At 61.0% G+C, this 20,879-nt stretch carries 10 protein-coding genes; 3 read left to right on the forward strand and 7 right to left on the reverse strand.

Annotation, left to right across the window (positions count from 1 at the left end; all coding sequences use genetic code 11):
* Positions 1 to 4 precede the first annotated feature (4 nt).
* The 3 genes from imuA to QK293_RS05080 form a co-directional block, all read right to left on the reverse strand.
* Positions 5 to 622, reverse strand: coding sequence for a translesion DNA synthesis-associated protein ImuA (gene imuA, locus QK293_RS05070; RefSeq protein ID WP_033061610.1), 618 nt, complete (start codon positions 620 to 622; stop codon positions 5 to 7).
* Complete coding sequence (lexA, locus tag QK293_RS05075) at positions 622 to 1,239, reverse strand: transcriptional repressor LexA (RefSeq protein ID WP_282375996.1); 618 nt, start codon at positions 1,237 to 1,239, stop codon at positions 622 to 624. Before lexA ends, imuA begins: the two co-directional genes overlap by 1 nt.
* 146 nt (positions 1,240 to 1,385) lie before the next feature.
* The gene (locus tag QK293_RS05080; RefSeq protein WP_282375997.1) at positions 1,386 to 2,327 is read right to left on the reverse strand and encodes a LysR family transcriptional regulator; all 942 of its coding nucleotides are present in this window, start codon (positions 2,325 to 2,327) and stop codon (positions 1,386 to 1,388) included.
* A 103-nt stretch (positions 2,328 to 2,430) separates the two neighbouring features.
* On the opposite strand from QK293_RS05080, the gene QK293_RS05085 reads away from it, so the two are divergent.
* Both QK293_RS05085 and QK293_RS05090 read left to right on the forward strand, forming a co-directional pair.
* Positions 2,431 to 4,173, forward strand: coding sequence for an amidohydrolase (locus tag QK293_RS05085; RefSeq protein WP_282375998.1), 1,743 nt, complete (start codon positions 2,431 to 2,433; stop codon positions 4,171 to 4,173).
* A gap of 105 nt (positions 4,174 to 4,278) precedes the next feature.
* The gene (locus QK293_RS05090; RefSeq protein WP_282375999.1) at positions 4,279 to 5,016 is read left to right on the forward strand and encodes a TorF family putative porin; all 738 of its coding nucleotides are present in this window, start codon (positions 4,279 to 4,281) and stop codon (positions 5,014 to 5,016) included.
* Positions 5,017 to 5,291: 275 nt separating this feature from the next.
* Here the strand turns inward: QK293_RS05090 and QK293_RS05095 are convergent, their stop codons facing one another.
* Positions 5,292 to 6,260 carry a Gfo/Idh/MocA family oxidoreductase gene (locus tag QK293_RS05095; RefSeq protein WP_282376001.1) on the reverse strand — a complete coding sequence of 323 codons (969 nt, stop codon included), beginning with the start codon at positions 6,258 to 6,260 and terminating at the stop codon, positions 5,292 to 5,294.
* A 16-nt stretch (positions 6,261 to 6,276) separates the two neighbouring features.
* A complete protein-coding gene (locus QK293_RS05100) occupies positions 6,277 to 7,164 on the reverse strand; it encodes a Dyp-type peroxidase (protein ID WP_282376002.1) in 888 nt (295 codons plus the stop codon).
* Between the two features lie 179 nt (positions 7,165 to 7,343).
* Here QK293_RS05100 and QK293_RS05105 point away from each other — a divergent pair, with 179 nt between their 5' ends.
* Positions 7,344 to 7,643 (forward strand): hypothetical protein, encoded by a 300-nt coding sequence (locus QK293_RS05105; protein ID WP_282376003.1) that lies wholly within the window; start codon positions 7,344 to 7,346, stop codon positions 7,641 to 7,643.
* 345 nt (positions 7,644 to 7,988) lie between these two features.
* Here the strand turns inward: QK293_RS05105 and QK293_RS05110 are convergent, their stop codons facing one another.
* Together QK293_RS05110 and QK293_RS05115 are read right to left on the reverse strand one after the other, a co-directional pair.
* On the reverse strand, positions 7,989 to 8,684 hold the full coding sequence (locus QK293_RS05110) for a tRNA (adenine(22)-N(1))-methyltransferase TrmK (RefSeq protein ID WP_282376090.1): 696 nt from the start codon (positions 8,682 to 8,684) through the stop codon (positions 7,989 to 7,991).
* 669 nt (positions 8,685 to 9,353) lie between these two features.
* The gene (locus tag QK293_RS05115) at positions 9,354 to 20,231 is read right to left on the reverse strand and encodes a peroxidase family protein (protein WP_282376005.1); all 10,878 of its coding nucleotides are present in this window, start codon (positions 20,229 to 20,231) and stop codon (positions 9,354 to 9,356) included.
* Positions 20,232 to 20,879 lie beyond the last annotated feature (648 nt).

The raw sequence follows: 20,879 nt of genomic DNA on the forward strand, positions 1-20,879 counted from the left end.
AACCTCAATGCCCCACGGGAAAGGCAATCGGCGCCGAGCGCGCCAACCCGCCCCGGCACTTGAGCACTCGCAATTGCGCAGGCCTGGCGTCGATGGCGATGCGCAAAGCGGCTGGCGAAGGGTTGATGGCTTCATTGATCGAGCGATAGGCGAACGCCAGGGTCGAGCCGGTTTCCGCCGCCACCTGCAAGCGCCGCAGCGCCCGGTCATCAGCCTTGTGCGGCCAGCACAACACCGCACCGCAACTGCCCGAACGCAGGCATTGTTCGGCCGCCCACAGCGCATCGCGCTCGCTGGCCTGGATGATCGACAACTGGCGCAGATCGACCCCGGCGTTCTGCCAGGCCTGGGGATACGGCACGTAAGGCGGTGCCACCAGCACGATGCGCTCGCCCGCGGCCGACAACCGCGCCAACGCCGGCCACACCAGTTGCAATTCACCGACGCCCTGCCCGGCCAAAAGGATTTCGGTCAGCGCCGCTTCCGGCCAACCGCCAGTAGGCAACGCCGCATCCAGCGCGGCATGCCCGGTGGGTTGCGGGCTGACGGCCGGTGGCGCAGGCCGGCCCTTCCAGACCTGGCCGCCATTGAACAGCGTATCCAGCGCAACGACGGCGCCCATCACCCTTGCCTCACCAGGCCGCAGAACACCCCTTCGATGGCCAGGTCCTGATCGGCGTCGACGATGATCGGCTTATAGGCCGGGTTGCGCGGCAGCAGTCGGACAACATCGCCGACTCGCTCGAAACGTTTGATGGTGACTTCGCCGTCGAGTCGCGCGACGACGATCTGGCCGTTGACCGCCTCGGGATTGCGGTGCACGCCCACCAGATCGCCGTCGAGAATGCCGTCCTCGATCATCGAGTCGCCCTGGACCCGCAGCATGTAATCCGGCACCCGCGAGAAGATCGACGGGTCGAGCAGCAAGCGGCTGTGAACCTCGGCATCGGCACCGATCGGCGCACCCGCCGCCACCCGACCGAGTACCGGAATATCCAGCAGCTCGGGCCGCGCCGGTTGCCCGAGCAAACGAATGCCCCGGGCCTGATGCGCATTGACCTCGATGAAACCGGCTTCGGTCAGCGCCAGCACATGCTTGCGCGCCACGCTGCGGGAGGCAAAACCGAACGCCTCGCTGATTTCAGCGAGGCTCGGGGACTGACCGTGTTCAGCGATTCGATCGCGGATAAACGTCAGGATGGCGGTACGGCGGGGAGTTAAAGTCGTCATGGAGTACATTTGTACTCTTTTGCTTTTTTCCTGACAAGGACTTGTAGGAGCTGTCGAGTGAAACGAGGCTGCGATCTTTTGATCTTGCCTTTAAAAATCAAAGTCAAAAGATCGCAGCCTCGTTTCACTCGACAGCTCCTACAGGGGGAGCCAGGTCAGTGACGAGAGTGGCCGGCGTCATCATTCAAGTCACGAGACGCCAGAAAACCTGCGATGTAATCGATGAAAGCCACCACTTTGGCGGTCGCCCGCCGATGGCTCGGGTACACCGCCAGAATGTGCGCGCCAAAGCTGTCCGGATCGATGTCGTAGTCGGCCATCACCCGCACCAGTCGACCGTCGGCCAGATACGGCGCGGCACTCCACAGCGGCGTGTGCAGCAACCCGCGCCCCGCCAGCGCATTGGCCAGCAGCAGGTCGTAATTGTCGCTGCGCAAGCGCGGCGCCTGCGGTTGCGGCAGGCTCAACCGCTGGCCGTCGCGCTCGGCCCACCAGAATTCGCGGCTGAGCAACGGATGGCGATACAGCAACCATTCGTGGTCATCGAGGGTTTGCGGAGTCACCGGCAGCCCCTTGCGCGCCAGATAAGCCGGGCTGCCGCACAACGCCAGACGGTTACTGCCGACGACGCGGGCGATCAACCCCGGCAAGTCGTCATGACCTTCGCGCAACGCCAGGTCGTAGCCACTTTCCAGCAGATTGACGAACTCATCGCACAGGTCCACTTGCAGATTGATCTGCGGGTATTGCTCCAGAAATCCACCACACACCTGATCAAGAAAGGCCTGCCCATAGGCCAGCGGCGCGGTGATTTTCAGACTGCCGCGCAGGCCATGCTGCATTTGCTCGATTTCCTCGCCGGCCTCCTCCAACCGTTGCAATACCTGACGCGCGGTTTCCAGGTAGAGCCGCCCCACTTCCGTCAGCAGAATTCGCCGGGTACTGCGCTCGAACAGCCGGGCGCCAAGCTCGGCTTCCAGGTGATTGACCGCTTTGGTCAGGGCCGAAGGCGTCTTGCCCAGTTGCTCGGCGGCGCGGCTGAAACTGCCCAGTTGCGCCGTGACCACGAACATTTTCAATGCACCCAACTTGTCCATTCTTTTTCCATTCAGGCAAAAACGTTTTTCGTGAGCGAGGCGTTCTGCTTGCCGTGACAAGCCACTAATCTGGCCATCAGACGCAATAACAAGGAAACATTCAATGAAAAAATTCATCCCGAATCTATTGATGGTGGCAGTGTGTTTTGCCTCGTTGGAAGCCATGGCAGCGACCGATCTGGTGTTGCTGAACGGCAAGATTTTCACCGCCGACCGCAGCCAGCCCAAGGTTCAGGCGTTGGCGGTGCAGGACGGCAAAGTGTTGCAGGTCGGCAGCGATGCGCAGATCAAGGCCTTGATCGAGTCGGGAACCAAAGTCATCGATCTGGGCGGCAAGACCCTGATGCCCGGCCTGATCGACAGCCATTCCCACGCGATTTTCGGCGGTCTGGAAATGGCCTCGGCCAACATGGGAGACGAGGTGGTCGACCTCGTTGAGCTGGAAAAACGCCTGCGCGCCTGGCGTGACGATGGCAAAGCGAAACAGGGCGATGTGCTGAGCGTGGCCGGCATGAGTTCCGCTTACTGGGCCCAGGCCGAGGCCTTCGGCAAGACATTCAACACAGGGGAATGGGCCGAAGTGCCCGTAGTGTTCACCGGCAGCGACCACCACACTGCGTGGGCCAACGACGTCATGCTCAAGCGCGCCGGCGTTGATGCGGCGCTGCTGAAAAACCTGCCGGACGCCGAAAAAGACACCATCGGCAAGCGCGCCAATGGCAGCCCCAACGGGTTCCTGGTGGACGCCGGCTGGGATCGCGCCGCGTCAAAAATGCCCGTACCGAGCGCCGCCGACATGCTGAAGGCCGCGCAAACCGCGGTGCGCTACAACAACAGCCAGGGCATCACCGCGTGGATGGACCCCGCCGCCAACGCCGCCCCCGGCGAGCCGGTATTCGCCCTCACTCCCACGGAAAAAACCGTCGGCGTGCTGCCGGTGTACAAGGCGCTGTCGGAAACCGGTGGCATGACCGCTCACGTCGCCGCGCTGCTGGTGGCCAATTCGAAAAGCGTACCGGCCGACCTCGACACCCTGGACAAAGTCCGCCAGCAATTTCAGGGCATCCCCAACCTGACCCTGCCCGGCATCAAGATCTTCGCCGACGGCGTGATCGAATACCCGGCCCAGAGCGCGGCGATGATCGATCCCTACACCAACTCGCACAAACAGGGCGAATTGCTGATCGATCCTAAGCATTTCGGCGAACTGGTCAGCGCCATCGATCAACGCGGCTGGCTGGTGCACATCCACGCCATCGGCGACCGCGCGGTGCGCGAATCGCTGAATGGCATCGCCCAGGCGTGCAAGGATCGCCAGAGCGGCGTGACGCATTCGATCACGCACCTGCAAATGGTCAACCCGAAAGAGTTTGCGCGGTTCAAACCGCTCAACGTCATCGCCTCGATGCAACTGCTGTGGGCCAGCGCCGACGAATACACCCTGGACATGATCAAGCCGTATGTCAGCGCACTCGCCTTCCGCTATCAGTACCCGGCGCACTCCTTGCTCAAACAGGCCGCGACCATCGCGGGCGCCAGTGACTGGCCGGTGTCCTCGCCCAACCCGTGGAACGCCATGGCCCAGGCCATCACCCGCGACGGTCCGCTGGGTGTGCTGAACGCCGATGAACGCATCGACCGCGAAACGATGTTTTACGCCTACACCCTGAACGCCGCCCGTACCATCGGGTTAGAGAAGCAAATCGGTTCGTTGAGCCCCGGCAAGCAAGCTGATTTCATCGTGCTCGACCGTGACGTGTTCAGCGTCGACAACAAAGCCCTGCACGACACCCAAGTGCTGCAAACCTGGTTCGCCGGGCGCGAAGTTTACGCACCGACTTTCTAAGAACAATCACCTGAAACCACTGCCCGCCCCGCGCTCATCGCCGGGGCTCGGCAAGCCTTGCCCAAAAAAACTGCCCATAACAATCACAATAACGGGACGCACCCCATGAAAGCTTTCACCCTGTTCGCCCTCGGTTCTTTGAGTTTGCTGCCTTTGAGCAGCCAGGCGATGCCCTTGAATGACGATTTCTCCGTGCTGGTCGACCTGACTCTCGCCAGCGACTACCGCACCCGCGGCATTTCGCAAACTCAGAACGACCCCGCCGTGCAAGCCGGCGTAACCCTGGCCCACAGCACTGGCTTGTACCTGGGCGCATGGAGTTCAAACGTCGACTTCGGTGGCGGCCTGAAAACCCGGCAGGAAATCGACTACTACGCCGGTTGGCTCTGGCAAGCCACCGACGCCGTCAGCCTGGACGTCGGCTACCTCAAATATGCCTACTCAAAAGAAGGCCAGTTCAACCAGAGCGAGGTCTACGGCATTCTCAACGTCTATGGCGTGAAACTCGCGGCCTATTACTCCGCTGATGCGCCCGGTATCGACAGCAAACAGAGTTCGCTCTACCGCTACGTCGGTTATGAAACTGAATTGCCCTATGGGCTGGGCCTGAAACTGCGTTACGGCGAAATGGATTTCAAAGACCCGCGCCTGTACTCGTCAAACGGTCACGCCGAGGACGCGTACCACGAATGGGAGGCGAAATTGACTCATGATTTGGCCGGCGTGTTGGTGGGCCTCAGTTACATCGATACCGATTTGTCGAAAAGCCAATGCATCAGCAACTACGGGTTCGGCGACGTCTGCACCGCGACGGTGGTGGCGAGTATCAGCAAATCCTTCTGACGACCACTAACCATTGTGGGAGCGGCGATGCGGCGATCCGGTCCCACTGGATGAGCAGGCGTCTCTGGTTTTGATCAACGCATCGAGGGCCGGGACGTAACGCAAACGACCGAGGCTGCGGGTGGCTGCGCCAGCAGTCGTATACCCTGCATGCAAAGTTACCCTGACACACCGCACTACCTGATTTCACAACTGCTGCGTCCGAACGCAGCCCGAGCCGAACGCAGCCTCGCGGGCTCGGCAGCTGCTACATCGGCGGGGCATTCAGCCATGCGTTAATCGCGCTTGAGGATCTGGTCCATCACCCAATCGGTTTTCAATGCCTGTTCGGCCACGGCCGGATGCTGCGCTTCACCCCGAATGTGCGCGTTCATGCCCAACACGTGATGCCACTGAATGTGCGGGTGATTGTCGATGTGCAGGCTGAGTTTTTCATCGGCTTCAAGCTGAACCGGATGTTCATCGAATACGGAAAAGGTAATCCGGCCTTTGCTACCGATCAGTTCGACCCGATCTTCGCGGCGATCTGCAACAAAAATCCAGCAGCCCATACCCAAGGCCCCGCCAGCAAAACGCCAACTGGCGCTGACGGCGTCTTCAGCGGCATACAAACCGGCTTGCCGAGCGGTAAATCCGGCGACTTCGACGATGTCACCGAGCAAGTACTGGAACAGGTCGAAGCCATGGCTGGCCAGGTCGGCGAAATAACCACCACCAGCAATTTCCGGGTCGGTACGCCAGTTATCGGTGCCATCCTGATCCGCCGCCGATGGCGCTTTCGTGAGCGTCCAGGTCAAGTGCCGGACCTCGCCGATCCGCCCCTCTTCCAGCCATTGCCGCACCTGCTGGAAGCGCGGCAGTGAGCGACGGTAGTAAGAAACAAACAGGTGCAGCCCGGCATCGGCAAAGACCTTTTGCATTTCACGGCTTTGCCCGGCATTCAGCGACATGGGTTTTTCGACGCAGCAATGTTTACCGGCGGCGGCCACCCGCAAGGCGTAAGCGTGATGACTGTCAGGTGGTGTGGCGATGTACACCGCGTCCACTTCGGGATCGTTGATCAGCGCTTCGACATCGGTGTGGACCCGAGCGATGCCGTGGCGCGCGGCGTAATCCGTCACCGCTTCCAGACGCCGGCCCATCACCGCCACCAGCGCCGAGCCAGGCACCTTGTAGAAAGCCGGCCCGCTCTTGCGTTCAGCGACGCTGCCACAACCGATCATGCCCCAGCGCACCACGTTCATATTCACTCCCTGATGGTTAGCCGACGCCCAGTGCGCGCAGGTCAAGATGGCCGTCCTTGAGCGGCGGGCACCAGTAGTAGCCGCCGGTGATCGGTCGGCTGATGCGGTACAAACCGTCGGTGATGCCGTCTTCCAGACCGCTCATGCGCCGCAGTTGAGCTTCGAAGGCGTCGAGGGAGAAACCGAAGGCCAGGAACATCAGGCCGGCGCGGTCGCCTTCGATCCAGGGCATGGAACGGCGCACCACGAATGCCTCGGGGGCAAAGCTTTCCTGGGCGGTGCGTTTGACGTGCGCGGAGATCGGCGCGTCGTCGATCTCTTCGTTGTCGCTCAAACGACGGCCCATGATGTTGTCCTTCTCATGGGACGGCATCGCGTGGAAGCCCTTCAGGTCGTGCTGCCACTGTTGGATCGCGGCGAAGCTGCCGCCGACCCTTCCGTCAGCGCCGTCACTTACCAGCGCGGCGGCGACCGCGGCTTCGTCGTGAGGGTTTTCGGTGCCATCTTCGTAACCGGTCAGGTCATGGCCGGTGAGGTGGCGGAAGGTTTCGTTCATCTCCACCAGGCGCAGGGCGGGTGCCAGCGCGGCTTCGATGGCGTTGCTGCGATTGAGCAATTCGCCACGGTCGACACCGTGCAACCAGCACCACAGGGCGTGCTGGGTCGACGGGTTGTCAACGCCGACACCGGTCAACGCTGGAAAGGTGCGCAGGCCTTCGATTTGCCCTTTAAGGGCCTTGACCAGGGATTCACCGAAACCGGCCACTGCCGACTTCCCGTCTACCAGCCCCTGCAGATTTTCCAGCGCGGCCGGCAATGCAGCGGCGGATTGAAGTGCGAAGAACATATGACGGGCTTGAGGCGGTACTGGGGTGGCGAGAATGCCCGGCTGGTAGTAACTCATATGAACTCCTTTAGAAAGAGCGCGAAGTTTAACCGCAGCATCAGCCGTTGTGTGTTTTAAGGCCCTGCCCAAATGCGCTAAATCCGCTAAACCGACCCAAGGGCAGGCGCAACACGGTCTAATCTGAGTGGAACACGACCACAAACACGCCTCTAGCCTCTTGATAATGGGGAAATGGGATGACCGGAAAAACAGCGCGCCAATGCTCGTCATGGTTCCTACCCTCCCTGCTCGCCATCAACCTGGCGCTGACAGCAGGATGTACAGGCAAAGCTGCCACGACTCGCTATTTGGCCCCAAGCACAGGCTCAAGCTGCTTTGCAAAAGCGCTACCCACTGCTGGCGAGGGCGGCCTGGCTTGGGGCTCCACCTTGAACATGGCTCGCAAAAAATCCCTGGATAATTGCATACGCTACGCCGGCCGATCCGGCGGCACGCCGAATACCTGCAAAGTGGTGTTGGCGGAGTGCAGAAATTAGTAGAGCGCCAGTGAGGCGGACGCCCACGTCAGGGAAAATCGAACACAAACGAGGAACAAAGTGGCCTTCGAACCTATGCAAATCCGAGGAACGACAGGATAACCACGACGACCACAACTAAACCGACGATGTAGATGATGTTGTTCATGAAATCCACCTTCCAACCAGAACAGGTTTGCGGCACGAGGGCGTTACAAATACAAAGTACTGCACCTTTGCTCGCAATTCCATACGGCAACACGCAGAGCCCCATTCCCTCATTCGCAATCTTCCCCAGGGCACAAACCCTCAGATGTGTCTACGAATCTGAGGGCGATTCATATTGGCCCTCGCTTCGTCTCAGGCTCAAGCCAGCAGCTCGGTGATCCACCGGGCCTGTCGGGCGACGTCCCGCACCTTCTCCTCGGGCACGGCCTGCCGTGCCCGGGCGAAGTGGGTCAGGGTCTGCTGCTTGTGGCGCAGCATGCGCTGCCACTTGACCAGGAACGCCGGGCTGCGTGCCTGCATCTGCAGCGGGCCGAAGTACAGCTCCTCGGCGGTGTACATCACCGGCCCGGCGCGCTCGGCGACGATGATTTCGTAGTCGAAACGGTTTTCCCGCAGCACTTCCTCGCAGAGGATGCGGTAGCCATTTTCCATTAGCCATTGGCGCAGTGGCTGCTCGCCGCCGTTGGGCTGCAGAATCAGGCGCTCCTGGCCGCGCAGGTGCGCCTTGCCGCTGTCGAGGATGTCGCGGATCGTCTCGCCGCCCATGCCACAGATACTGATCGCCGTAATCCCGTCTCCCGGCTCGATCGCCGCCAGGCCATTGGCCAGGCGCACGGTGATCCGTGGGTCCAGGCCGTTCGCGCGCACGGTACGTTCGGCCGAGCGGAACGGCGTCAATGCCACCTCGCCGGCCACCGCCGCCGCGATGGCGCCACGGCGCATCAACGCCACCGGCAGGTAGCCGTGATCCGAGCCGATATCGGCCAGGCGCGCACCTGCTGGCACATGCGCCACCACGCGCTCCAGGCGCATGGACAATGTCTGTTCGTTCAACTGCCGTTCCTTTTTCAGTGTCCACATCAGGTCAATATCAGCAGGTCGCGAAAGGCGCAAGCACGTACCCCAGCCGTAAGCGGACAGAGCGCGCCAGAACCGGCCTCCAATAACAACTTGAAGTTCCCTGTGATTTTGCCACGCCCACGTTAAGAGAAATCCCCCATAAATGGGCTGTATGACCCGCATCCTATTTCAACTTTTTTGCTGGAGCACTGGCCACAGAATCAGGCTGCCCCGCAAGCGGGGAATTATAGGCTGTTCAATTTTTTGGCATAGAGAATGCTGTGCGTTCACTAGCGCATTAATTGCGAGTTTGAAGCTGTTACCACTGGAAAAACAGCTTTCCTGGGGCACTCCTTGTACAGGCAACCGTTGCCTTGAAAAACACCTGCGCCGAAGATCAGGCGCGCATTGCTAGCCCTTCTGAGGAGTTACTTTCATGCGCATCGAGCCGCTAATCCTCACGCTGGTTCTCATTCTTTTCATTTTTTCGATAGGGGCAGCCTGGAGTCTTATCGGCTTGTTCAGCAGTTAAGAGTCAGTGGGAACCATTCATCACGTTTGGGTGACAGGCGGCGGGTGTGTCGAAAACCGATTAAAAAAAGGGAGGGCGTCCATGCCCTCCCCTCCGCTTTCCAAGCGTCTGCAACAGTACTGATCAGGACCTCAAGTGGCGAGAATGAAGTCTGCGGCAGTGACGGTTGTTGCATCGGCCACACCGACCAGGCGGATGGAGTCAGGTCCTGCGTAGCTGAGCAAGGTATCCGCACCGACATCGGTGATGATGACGCTGCCGGCAAAGGTCGCAGCAGTGACGCCGAACGCGGAAATATCGAGCCGGTCCTGGCCTCCCACCGCGTCGGCATCGAAGCCGATGATCTGATCGGTCCCGAAGCCCGCTGCGAACATGAAGATATCGTTGCCACTGCTGGCAACCATCATGTCGTTGCCGGCACCGCCAGTGACCGTATCGTTGCCAGTACCGCCATCGATAAAGTCATTGCCAGTGCCACCGTTCAGGGTATCCGTGCCAATGCCACCGAACAGTTGGTCGTTGCCGCCGCCACCATTGAGGGTGTCATTACCCACCCCGCCGGTGATGACGTTGTTCAACCCGTTACCGTTACCGACGAAGTTGCCGACTCCGGTGTAGGTCAGGTTCTCGACATTACCGCCCAGCGTGTGGCTGGCCAGCGAAGTCTGCACGGTGTCCGTACCGCCACCCGCCACCTCGACTACCACGTCTAAGGCTGCATCGACGACGTAGGTATCGTTGCCGGCGCCCCCCAACATCCGGTCAGCACCTGCACCGCCATTGAGGAAGTCGTTACCCACCCCGCCGGTGATGGTGTTGGCCTGCGCGTTACCGGTACCGGTGAAGTTACCGGCGCCCGTATAGGTCAGGTTCTCGACGTTGGCACCGAGCTGGTAGCTCGTCAGGCTGGTTTGCACCAGATCGGTACCACCACCCAGCGCCTCGGTGACAAGGTCACCGACGTTGTCGACCACAAACGTGTCGTTGCCAGCACCGCCGTTCATGGCATCCGCGCCGAGCCCACCGTTGAGGGTGTCGTTGCCGTCCTCGCCATTGAGGACGTCGTTGTCGTCTCCGCCGTTGAGGATGTCGTTGCCAGTGCCGCCAAACAACTGGTCGATACCGGCGAGGCCATTCAGCGTATCGTTCCCGCCCAGGCCAAGCAGCACATCGTTTCCTGGGGTGCCGGTGAGGGTGTTCGCCAACTCGTTGCCCTGCAGCACCACGCCCAGTGCCGCAACCGCCACCGTCGCCGCCGAGGTCACCGACTCCAGCGTACCGAAGCCATCGGTGTAGCGCACGATCACTCGCAGTTGCAGATTGACCTGCGCCGCACCAGGGGTGAAGGTCGCAGCGGTGGCGCCGTTGATGTCGGTGAAGGACGCGCCGACACCTTGCTGCCACTGGAAGCTGAAGGTGCCCAGCCCATCCGGATCGGCAATCCCAGCCGTCAGCGCGGTCAGCACCTGCCCTTGATCCGGTGTCGTATCGCTGATCAGCAACGCGCCTGTCGGTGCATCGTTGACGTTGGCCACTGGCCCCAGGATGTTGGAGGAAACGCTTTCGGCCGCACCGAAGTCATCCACGTAACCGACCACCACGCGCACTTCCTGCCCGACCTGAGTCTGGCCAAGCGCGAACGTGCTACCGGTAGCGCCGTCGATGTTGACGAAGCCAAGCCCGTTGCTCGCCTGCCACTGGTAGGTGAACTGCGGATTGCTCAGGCCATCAATGTCGATGATGCTCGCCGGGTCAGCGGTCAACAGCTGGTTCTGCACTGCAAGCCCAGTTACGGTTGGCCCTTCAGTCGGTGCATCGTTGACGTTGTCCACCGGCCCCAGAATGTTGGACGAAACGCTTTCGGCCACACCGAAGTCATCCACGTAACCCATCACCACGCGCACTTCCTGGCCGACCTGAGCCTGGCCAAGCGCGAACGTGCTAGCGGTAGCGCCGGCGATGTTGACGAAGCCAAGCCCGTCGTTCGCCTGCCATTGGTAGGTGAACTGCGGATTGCTCAGGCCATCGAGGTCAATGATGCTCGTCGGGTCAGCGGTCAACAGTTGGTTTTGCACGGTAAGCCCGGTTATGGTCGGCCCTTCGGTCGGTGTACTGTTCCCAGACGAGTCGACGATCTCCAGCGTACCCTTGGCATCCTGGTACACCGCCCGAACGCGGATGTTCAGACCCGCCACATCGTCCGTCACCCGGTAGGTGGTGCCGCTCGCCCGCGATGCCTCGCCAGCGGCGACGAAGGTGATGTCGTCATAGATGCCCGAGCCGGCAATGGTTTCGACCTGCCAGTAGTAAGCCACCCCACCGGTCACCGCGCCGGTCGGATTGGTCACGCTTTGGTTGTCCGCGTCGTGTACCGCCCGATCACTGACGCGCAACAACTGGCCAGCAACCGGCGTTTCGTCACGCACACCGGTGGCAGCATCGAGGATTGCCAGATGACCCGAGGGGTCGTTGTTTTGCGCGGTCCCCACTCCGGACAACTGCGCAACGTCAGCGAACTGCAGTCGCTCGATGCCCGTCAAGCGATCGACGCCATCACGCCCCGCCACCGAGTCGGTCACAATGACCGTGTCGCCATCGATCTCGACGCTGTATTCCCCTGCATTACCGGAGAACAACGCAGTGTCGAAGCTGTCATTGCCGGTCAGAATCTCCCGCACGATGACCAACTGGCCCGGGTTGTAAGTACCGTTCAGCATAAACGGCACCAGTGGCTCCATGCTGTTGAACGTGGCGATTTCCGCGCCAGTGCCGTCAGCGTTCGCCCGTACGCTGATGCGTACGTTCAGCCACTTGTCACCGTCAATAATGTCGTCACCACCGCGACCTTCGATCAGGTCGCTGCCGCTACCGCCGAGGATGATGTTGCCGCCGTCGAAGAACGTCGCTCCGGCGGGCAGCAAATCAGCCAGGCCGTCGATCAGGTCAATGTTGGTCAACACACTGCCGGTTGCACCCGCAGTGGGCAGCGAGGTGGCATCTTCGTTATCACCGCGCAGGAAGTCACCGTGCGATGACCCCGACAGACCTTCCATGATGTCGAAACGCACCTGCGCCGAAGCACCCGAACCCGGTACCGGCGGAACATTGAAAAAGCGGTCGGTGAAATCGATGGTCACGCCCTGGGCGAGCCCCTTGAAGGTTGCCCAGTCATAGCCGGAGCCGCCGATATAGCGGTCACCGAAGCCGAGACTGCCGACCATGATGTCGTCGCCGCCTTCGCCGTTGAACTTATCGTTCTCGTTACCGCCGATGAACACATCGTGGCCGATGACAGGGTCGTTGCCGAGCGGGTCGAAGTTGTCGCCAGGTGCACCGTCCGAGGTGCCCTTCTCGATCCAGTCGTCGCCTTCGTTGCCCATGTCCTGTTCGTTGGCTTTGCTGCCCAGAATGAAGTCGTTGCCGTGGCCACCAATGGCCTCGGAAGCGTCTTCACCGGTCACGATGAAGTCATTACCGAACCCGCCAATGATCAGGTTGACGCCATTGCCACCGTGCAGCACGTCGTTGCCGTCGCCACCCTGGATGTTATCGTCGCCACCGCGGTCGGTGATGATGTCGTCGCCGGCGCCACCGCGCAGTTGGTCGTTGCCGTCACCCCCTTCGATGCGATCGTTGCCGCCGTCACCCCAGACCGTGTCATCACCTTCACTCGAAACGAGGATGTCTGCGCCGTTGGTACCGCCTAGCACGATGTGCTCTTCACCCGAGTACCGGATGTAGTTGGCGTCCGGCCCCGCCGTCAGCGGGTTGTCGCGGAACACCACCTGCTCGCCATTCTCGCCAAGCGGATCGGCGTTGCCCAGGCCATCGTTGTACTGCTTGCTCTGGTCCCTTTCCAGATAGAACCCTGGGTCCGAGAACACCAGCCCCGGCAAGTGCGTGGCCGAGGTGTTGGCCATGATCAGCTTGGCGAACGAGTTGCTTTCCAGTTCGGCATTCATCGACAGGCCAGCGGTACGCTCCAGATAGTAGAAGCGGTCACCGTCCTGCAGTTTTTCCAACTGGTTCTCGAACACGAAGTTGAAGGTCGAGCCGAGCATGCCGCCGAACGGAGTTTTCTCTTCGGCCAGGCCGCCGATCCAGAGGTCGATGGCATCGACGCCCGTAACGGTCACACCTCTCAGATCGTCGGCAGTCCCCAGCACCCCATCCTTGCCGGCCCGCGTCACGTTGGCCCAAGTGCCAGTGCCGTTGAGGAAGTCCAGACGGTCAGCCGGCGCACCCGTACCACCCAATACCAGCGCCAGGGCTGCAGCGCGTTTGCCTTCCAGCGTGGTCGCCGCCGTGATCGTGTCATGAGTGCCATAGGCCGCGATGAAGTTGATCAACGACTCTGGGTGTTTGAGGTGCTGCACCAGGTCGACCCAGCTGGTGTACGGCTTGAGTTGGGTATCACCGGTTTGGCTGTAGATGTCGCGGCGGACCGCATTGAGCGAAGGAATCCCCACGTCGCGGCCACGGGCGATATTGATCGCCGGCAGGTCAAGCGGCAGGCCGAGCAGGTTACTGCGCAGCGCCTCGGTGACGAACTCGTCGATTTCGTTACCGGCTTGCCGAGTCATCCCACGCACGATCGCACTGGTCGCATCCTCGGGCGTTACGCCACTGGCGGCGTACGCCAACGGGTTGAGGAACGCCGCGATCAGGCCGAGTTGCTGATCAGGATTAGCACTGTTCGGATCACCGACCACGTTGAAATCGACGTCGAAGCGATCGACGGTCTCGGTCAGCATCGAGTGGCCAAACCGGTACACGGTGTGGGCGAACTCGGCGACGATCGAGGCATCGAGGTCAACGTCATAGACCTGGGTCGGTGCAAAGAACAGGTCGACGTTAGGCTGGATGGTCCGGGCAAACTCCTCGAACACCAGATGCTGATACTGCATCTCGGTGCCGAACTTGGCAGCCTGGAACAGGCGCTCGCCATTCCACACCAGCGCATCGATCTCCGTCTGGTTGGCGGGTAAACCGCTCACCGGGGTCAGCAGCCACTCGTTGAGGAAGGCCAGGTCACCCGAATCGAGCACGGTGTCCTTGGTCTGCGCGACCAGCCGATTGTGCTCGGAGTGGAAAATCGCATGGACCGCGGTCAGGCCAATGTTCTCGTTGACCCGGCCGTCGCCAGCGATGTAATGCGCATCGAGCAACTCGTTGTCGTAGGCCAGGTTGGCCCCGGTGTGCGGATTGGCCGGCACTGCGTTGCCAATATCGGAATCCGCGTCAGGCACGAGCACGCCACTGCTGAACACCGGCGCTGCATTGTGGGCAATGTCGGCGAGGAACTGGTGACCGGTGCGCACCGCATTGGTCAGGCTAATGGGGGAAAGCGGATTGCCTTCGACCAGAACGTCATCAGCCGTGCCGCCCAGACCGTCAACCCCCTTCATCACGACCATCGGGAAGCCGTTCGGCCCCTTGATGAAATTGCCATAGGCGTCGGTCGCCAACAGCGGCGAGTTATTGACGTCGGCATCGGTCAGGCGGATACCCAGGATGTCGTTGGCCTGCGCCTTGACCACCTTCCAGGTCGCCATACCACCGATTTCGCTGTCGTCTGCAGTCCCAAACTTGCCATCCGCCCCCAGGTCACGGTTAGTGATCAGTCTGCCGGTCGCGATGGGGCCGTTGTCGGTCAGCTCATAACCGCGCAGGAACACCTGGTGCGACGGGTGCGAGCTGTAGGTCTGGTTTTGGTCCACGAATGGCGACGTGGTGTTGGTGTGTTCATGGATGTCGTCGGCCGTGCCGAGAACGCCGTCCGCCCCTGGCAGGTTGGTCGCGCGGGTCAGCACCATGAAGTTGGTGTGGCCACCTGGCACATACAGCGGATCATCCGGTTGCAGCGGGATGAAGATGGTGCCCGAACCGCCTTTGGTCAGCAGGTCCAGACCATGATCGAAGAACTGCCCGAAGAAGGTCATCCAGGCGTTGAACGGCGCGGACAACCCTGCATCCGCCGTGGTGTTCTCGAACAGGTACACATCGTGGTCGTCGGCAGTACCGAACTGACCATCCATGCCGGGGCTGGCGACTATCCGTGTGCCATCCTTGAGCACGTCGTCGTTATCCTCCGCGCCGAAGTTGAGCACACCGTCCGCACCCGGGTCGTAAGCCGTGGCGTAGGCCGCCGGGTTGTTCGACGTCTGGTCGACGATCAGATTACTGATGGTGCGCGGTTGCGAGTCAAACACGTAGCCGCTGGTCTGCTGATACGACGATCCCGGAATGGCCGGCGAGCCGGGGCCGAAGAAGCCGGCAGGCGCACCTTCCGCGGGATTGAAGACCGGATCGGTCACGCGCGGAAAGACGTTATCGGCGGCACCAAACTCGGTGTTGTTGATGCCGTTGAGGTTCATCAGGTTGTTGTTCGAGCCATCGACCGCACGCAGGCCCAACGGCGCGCGGATATTCGGGATCAGCGAAAGGATGTCCTGACCCGCCGCGTTCGCCTCGGCAATCTTGATCTGATCAAGGATGAAGTTGAGGTCGGAGCGGACCATGTGAAGGCCCTCGCCGCCCTCGGTGGCGTTGACGACGGGTGTCTGGGCCGTCGGCACAACCGGCGCGCCGGGTTCCACCACGGCAGTCGGCTGCGAGAACAGCACTTCAGTCGTGCCATGACCATCCTGATAGATCGCCTTGACCCGCAGTGACAGCCCGGCAAGATCAGGCGAGACCTTGAAGGCGGTGCCGTCCGCGCTCTGGAATGCCAGGTCACCGGCAGGCAGCAGAATGATGTCTTCGAAAATGCCGGTGCCCGGGTCGGCTTCGAACTGCCAAAAGTAGGACACCGAGGCGTTGTTGATAAAACCCTGCAGATTACCCACCGCGATGTTGTTCGCATCGCGCACCCCGGCCACGTTCACCGTCAGCGTATCGCCCACTGTGATTGCGCCGCCGTTTGCATCCGTGACGGTTGGCCTGCCGAGCGGTTGTGCATTCAGCCCCGGCACCAGCACTTGCTGGGTATCGGCAAACTGCAGGCGTTCGATATGCAGCAAGGTATCGGTGCCGTCGCGACCCACTTCGGTATCGGTCACCGTCCAGACATCGTCCGCTACATCGGCCGTGCCGCGGGTGTCACGCGTCACCACATACTCGGATTGAAGCCCGGAGAAAATGGCGGTGTCGAAAGCCGCCCCGCCCGTCGAGCTGCCCGGCAGGATTTCCCGCACGGCCTTGAGCTGACCCGGGTTATACGTGCCATCGATCATGAACGGAATCATGTCGACCATGCTGTCGAAGGTGGCAATCTCGGGGCCGGTATGATTGACGTCACCGGCGTCATAGACCGCAATCCTGACGTTGAGCCATTTGTCGCCATCAATCAGATCATCACCACCGCGGCCCTCAATCAGGTCACTGCCATTGCCACCCAGGATGATGTTGCCCGTGGCAAAGCCGGTGGTCGGCAAACCGGCGTCGGCCAGAAACTGCTCCAGTCCGCGGATCAACGCCACATTGGTCAGCGCACTGCCCGTGGTGCCACCGTGGTCGACGATAGTGACCGCATTAACATTATCGCCCTTGAGCACATCGCCGAATTGCGAACCAGACAAGCCTTCGACCTCGGCAAAACGGTCGAGGATCGAGGCCGGCGACGCGCCGACCGGGTTGAACGGCCCGTTGTTCTGGTTTGGCGCGTTGCCGTGTGGCTGCGCCAGCGCGGCCATGGTCAGGTCAACGGTCACGCCGACCCTGTCATTTTTGTGGGTTACCCAGTCGAAACCGGACATGCCGTCCATATTGTCCTGGGCATCGCTGCCGACAAAGATGTCATCGCCACCCTCGCCGATCATTTCGTCGAAGCCACCACCACCGACAAAGATATCGTTGCCGATCGTCTCGTCATTGAGCAACGGCGAGGCGTTATCGCCAGGTGCACCGTCCTGGGTGCCCTTCTCGATCCAGTCATCTCCTTCGTTGCCGGTGGCTGGCAGGTTGGTCTTGGCGCCGAGGATGAAATCGTCACCCTGACCGCCGAAGGTGATGCTGACGTCTTCGGTGGTGATGATGAAGTCCTGGCCATCGCCCCCCAGGATGAGGTTGCCTCCCACCAGCATGCTACCGGCGACGATCACATCATTACCGGCGTTGCCTTCCAGACGGTTGTCGCCGAACGAGTCGGTGATGATGTCATCGCCCGCGCCACCCAGTACCGCATCGTTCCCGGCGCCGCCTTCGAGGCGATCGTTGCCGCCGTCGCCGTAAAGGGTGTCATCGCCATCACCGGAGACAATGATGTCATTGCCGGCGGTGCCGCCCAGGACGACATGGTCTTCACCGGTGTATTGCAGATAATTACTGTCCGCACCCGCGGTGTTGGGGTTGTCGCGGATCACCAGCGGCACGATTTCCACGCCGTTAATCATCAAGCCGCCCGTCGGATCGGCTTTGCCGCCCGCGCCAAGGTTTGTGAACTGATTGGCCTGATTCACTTCCAGGGTGTACGTCGGCGTCAGGAACACGGTGTTCGACAAGTGAGTGACATCGGTGTTGAGCATGATCAGCTTGGCAAAGGAGTTGTTCTCCAGCTCGGTGCCGAAGTTCAGCCCCGCGACGCGCGACAGATAGTAGAAGCGGTCGCCGTTCTGCAACGCCTCCATCTGGGTCTCAAACACGAAGTTGAACGACGAGCCGAGCATCCCGCCGAACGGCATCTTCTGCTCGGCGAGGCCCCCGACCCAGAAGTCGATGTCGTCGACGCCCGTGATCGTTACACCCGTCAGGTCATCTGCGGTACCCAGTACCCCGTCCCTGCCGGCCTTCGTTACGTTGGCCCAGGCACCGCTGCCGTTGAGGAAGTCCAGGCGGTCAGCCGGCGAACCGGCACCACCGAATACCAGCGCCAGGGCAGCATCGCGTTTGCCTGCCAGCGTAGTCGCGGCCGTAATGGTGTCATGCGTGCCATAGGCCGCGATGAAGTTGACCAACGACTCGGGGTGTTTGAGGTTGTCCGCCCAGTCAGCCCAACTGATGTACGGCTTGAGTTGGCTGTCACCGGTTGATTGGTAGAACTCACGCCGCGCCTCATTTAACGTGGGGATGCCAGTGTCGCGACCACGCGCCAGGTTCAGGGCCGGCAAATCGAGGGGCAGACCGAGCAGATTGTTGCGCAACGCTTCGGTGACGAACTCGTCGATCTCGTTGCCGAGCTGGCGGGTCACACCGCGAATGATCGCGCCTGCCGCTTCGTCCGCGGTAGCCCCGCTGCCGGCGAACGCCAGCGGGTTGAGGAAGGCCGCGATCAGACCGAGTTGCGAGTCCGGGTTGTTCGGGTCCGTGAGGAGCGGATTGAATTCGGGGTCGAAGCGATCGACAGTCTCGGTCAACATCGAGTGACCGAAGCGGTACACCACGTGGGCGAATTCGGCGAGGATGGCCGGGTTGATCGAGGTGTCATACCCGTTGGGGGCAAGGAATTCGTCGATCTGCGGCTGAACGGTCCGCGCGAACTCCTCGAACACCAGATGCTGGTACTGCATCTCGGTGCCGAACTTGGCGGCCTGGAACAGCCGTTCGCCGTCCCACACCAATGCTGCGATTTCGGCGGGTGTAGTCGGTATCGCGGCCACGTCGTCGACCAGCCACTCATTGAGAAACGCCAGATCGCCGGCGGCAAGGAGGGTGTCCTTGGATTGCTGGACCAGGCGGTTGTGCTCGGAGTGGAACACATGGTGCACGGCGGTCAGGCCGATGTTCTCGTTCGCCCGGCCATCGCCGGCAATGTAGTGAGCGTCGAGCAGTTCGTTGTCGTAGGTCAGGTTTTTACCGCCCGCGCCAACGGGCTGCGCATTGCCGATATCGGCGTCGGCATCCGCCTGCAGAACCCCGCCGACGACTACCGGCGCGGCATTGTGGGCGATGTCGTCGAGGAAGCCGTGCCCGGTGCTCACGGCGCTGGCCAGACTGATCGGAGCATCCCGGTTGCCTTCGACCAGTTGCGTGACGTCATCAGCCGTCCCGGCGATACCGTCAGCGCCGTTACTGATGCGCATCACCACCTGCGGCATACCGCTCGAGCCCCGAATGAAGCTGCCATACGCATCGGTTGCCAGCAACGGCACGTTGTGCACATCGGCGTCGGTCAGGTTGATGCCGAGAATGTCACGGGCCTGGGCCTTGACCACTGCCCAGGTCGCCATGCCGCCATTTTCACCGTCGCCGTCGTCGGCAGTGCCAAACCTGCCATCGGCGCCGAGATCGCGGTTGGTAATCAGGCGCCCCGTTGCAACAGGGTCACCGGCCGCGTTGAGGACGTACTCACGCAGGAACACCTGATGCGACGGGTGAGAGCTGTAGGTTTGGCTTTGATCTACGAACGGCGAAGTGGTGTTGGGCTGGCCATCATCGGTAGTGCCGACAATTCCGTCCGCGCCAGCCGTACGCACTGCCCGTGACAGCACCATGAAGTTGGTCGGGCTGCCCGGCACGAACAACGGATCGTCCGGCTGCAAAGGAATAAACACGACGTCGGTACTGCTCTTGCTGAGCAGGTCGAGGCCGTGGTCGAAGAACTGGCCAAAGAAGGTCATCCACGAGTTGAAGCCGGCGGTCAGACCAACGTCCGGCGACTGGTTGGGGATGAAGAACACTTCCTTGTCGTCGGCCGTGCCGAACACACCATCGAAACCTGGGCTGATCACCGGGTCTGCACCGCCGTTCGCCGCAACCGCGGCCGGGTTGCTGGCGGTCTGATCATTGATCAGGTTACTGATAATCCGCGGCTGCGGGTCGATCACCGACCCGGTCCCGGCATAGGCCGCTCTGTAAGAGGCATCCAGCAGGCGCAGGAAAGAATTGTCCGCGGCGCCAAATTCGGTTTGCCCGGCGACCAGGTTGTTGTAGCTGCCATCGACGGTACGCAGGCCGAATGGCACCTGACTGTTGGGTAGCAAATCACTGAGGCTGGCGCCGTCGGCATGCGCTTCTGCGATGAAGATTTGCTTGAGGATGAATTCCAGGTCCGACTTGTTGAAATTGGCCATTTAGATTGCCCTCGATCTCTGTGGGGAGGACACGGGACGATAAGAATCCTCCCGCGCCCAGCCAGGTGCTGGCTTGCGCAGTGTGTTGGTTGTTTTTTGGGCGAGCGCTGTCGCGGGAAGGCAAAGCCGTTACACGGCCCCCCGGGATGCGCGCCTGGAATTCGCGAAAGAATGGTTCGCTGAGCGATTAGGCAGAGCGAATCCGAGCCCTGGGTGGGCCATGGAAACTTGAAGAAAAGGCGAATTCCCGGAACAGCCCCTTCACTCTGCAGAAGAACGAAATAATCGACATGGTGTGCTCCCTCGGGAAAATCATCGCGCCTTGCGTTGCCAAAAAGTTGACAGGCTTCAGGCGGGTGGTTCCCTCAATGGATAAGACTAAAGGTGCATAGTGAAAAATTGTCAATTTTACGACGCGCAAACCAGACGATTGGTAATTGACCTCTCAACCAACTGTTTTTTAAAAACTTATAGGCAGTTAATTGCAGCATTAGAGCGAAATGTTATTTCAGATTGTGTCGCCGCCACCTACGCTGCTGCCTAGGAAAAGTTCCGCAGAGATTTGCAGGAGATTCGCCCTAGAGCGACCACCCTGCGTATCGATCAGCTGCCTGCGGATCTACATCTGTTAGCTGTTGCGCCGCAAGG

This window comes from Pseudomonas sp. AL03 (assembly GCF_029960815.1).
Lineage (GTDB): Bacteria > Pseudomonadota > Gammaproteobacteria > Pseudomonadales > Pseudomonadaceae > Aquipseudomonas.

Bases quoted from the DNA above. Each gene is read 5' to 3' on its own strand.
- QK293_RS05090 (WP_282375999.1), top strand. From the start codon at position 4,279: ATGAAAGCTTTCACCCTGTTCGCCCTCGGTTCTTTGAGTTTGCTGCCT.
- QK293_RS05085 (WP_282375998.1), top strand. From the start codon at position 2,431: ATGAAAAAATTCATCCCGAATCTATTGATGGTGGCAGTGTGTTTTGCC.
- lexA (WP_282375996.1), bottom strand. From the start codon at position 1,239: ATGTACTCCATGACGACTTTAACTCCCCGCCGTACCGCCATCCTGACG.
- QK293_RS05080 (WP_282375997.1), bottom strand. From the start codon at position 2,327: ATGGACAAGTTGGGTGCATTGAAAATGTTCGTGGTCACGGCGCAACTG.
- imuA (WP_033061610.1), bottom strand. From the start codon at position 622: ATGGGCGCCGTCGTTGCGCTGGATACGCTGTTCAATGGCGGCCAGGTC.
- QK293_RS05105 (WP_282376003.1), top strand. From the start codon at position 7,344: ATGACCGGAAAAACAGCGCGCCAATGCTCGTCATGGTTCCTACCCTCC.
- QK293_RS05100 (WP_282376002.1), bottom strand. From the start codon at position 7,164: ATGAGTTACTACCAGCCGGGCATTCTCGCCACCCCAGTACCGCCTCAA.
- QK293_RS05115 (WP_282376005.1), bottom strand. From the start codon at position 20,231: ATGGCCAATTTCAACAAGTCGGACCTGGAATTCATCCTCAAGCAAATC.
- QK293_RS05095 (WP_282376001.1), bottom strand. From the start codon at position 6,260: ATGAACGTGGTGCGCTGGGGCATGATCGGTTGTGGCAGCGTCGCTGAA.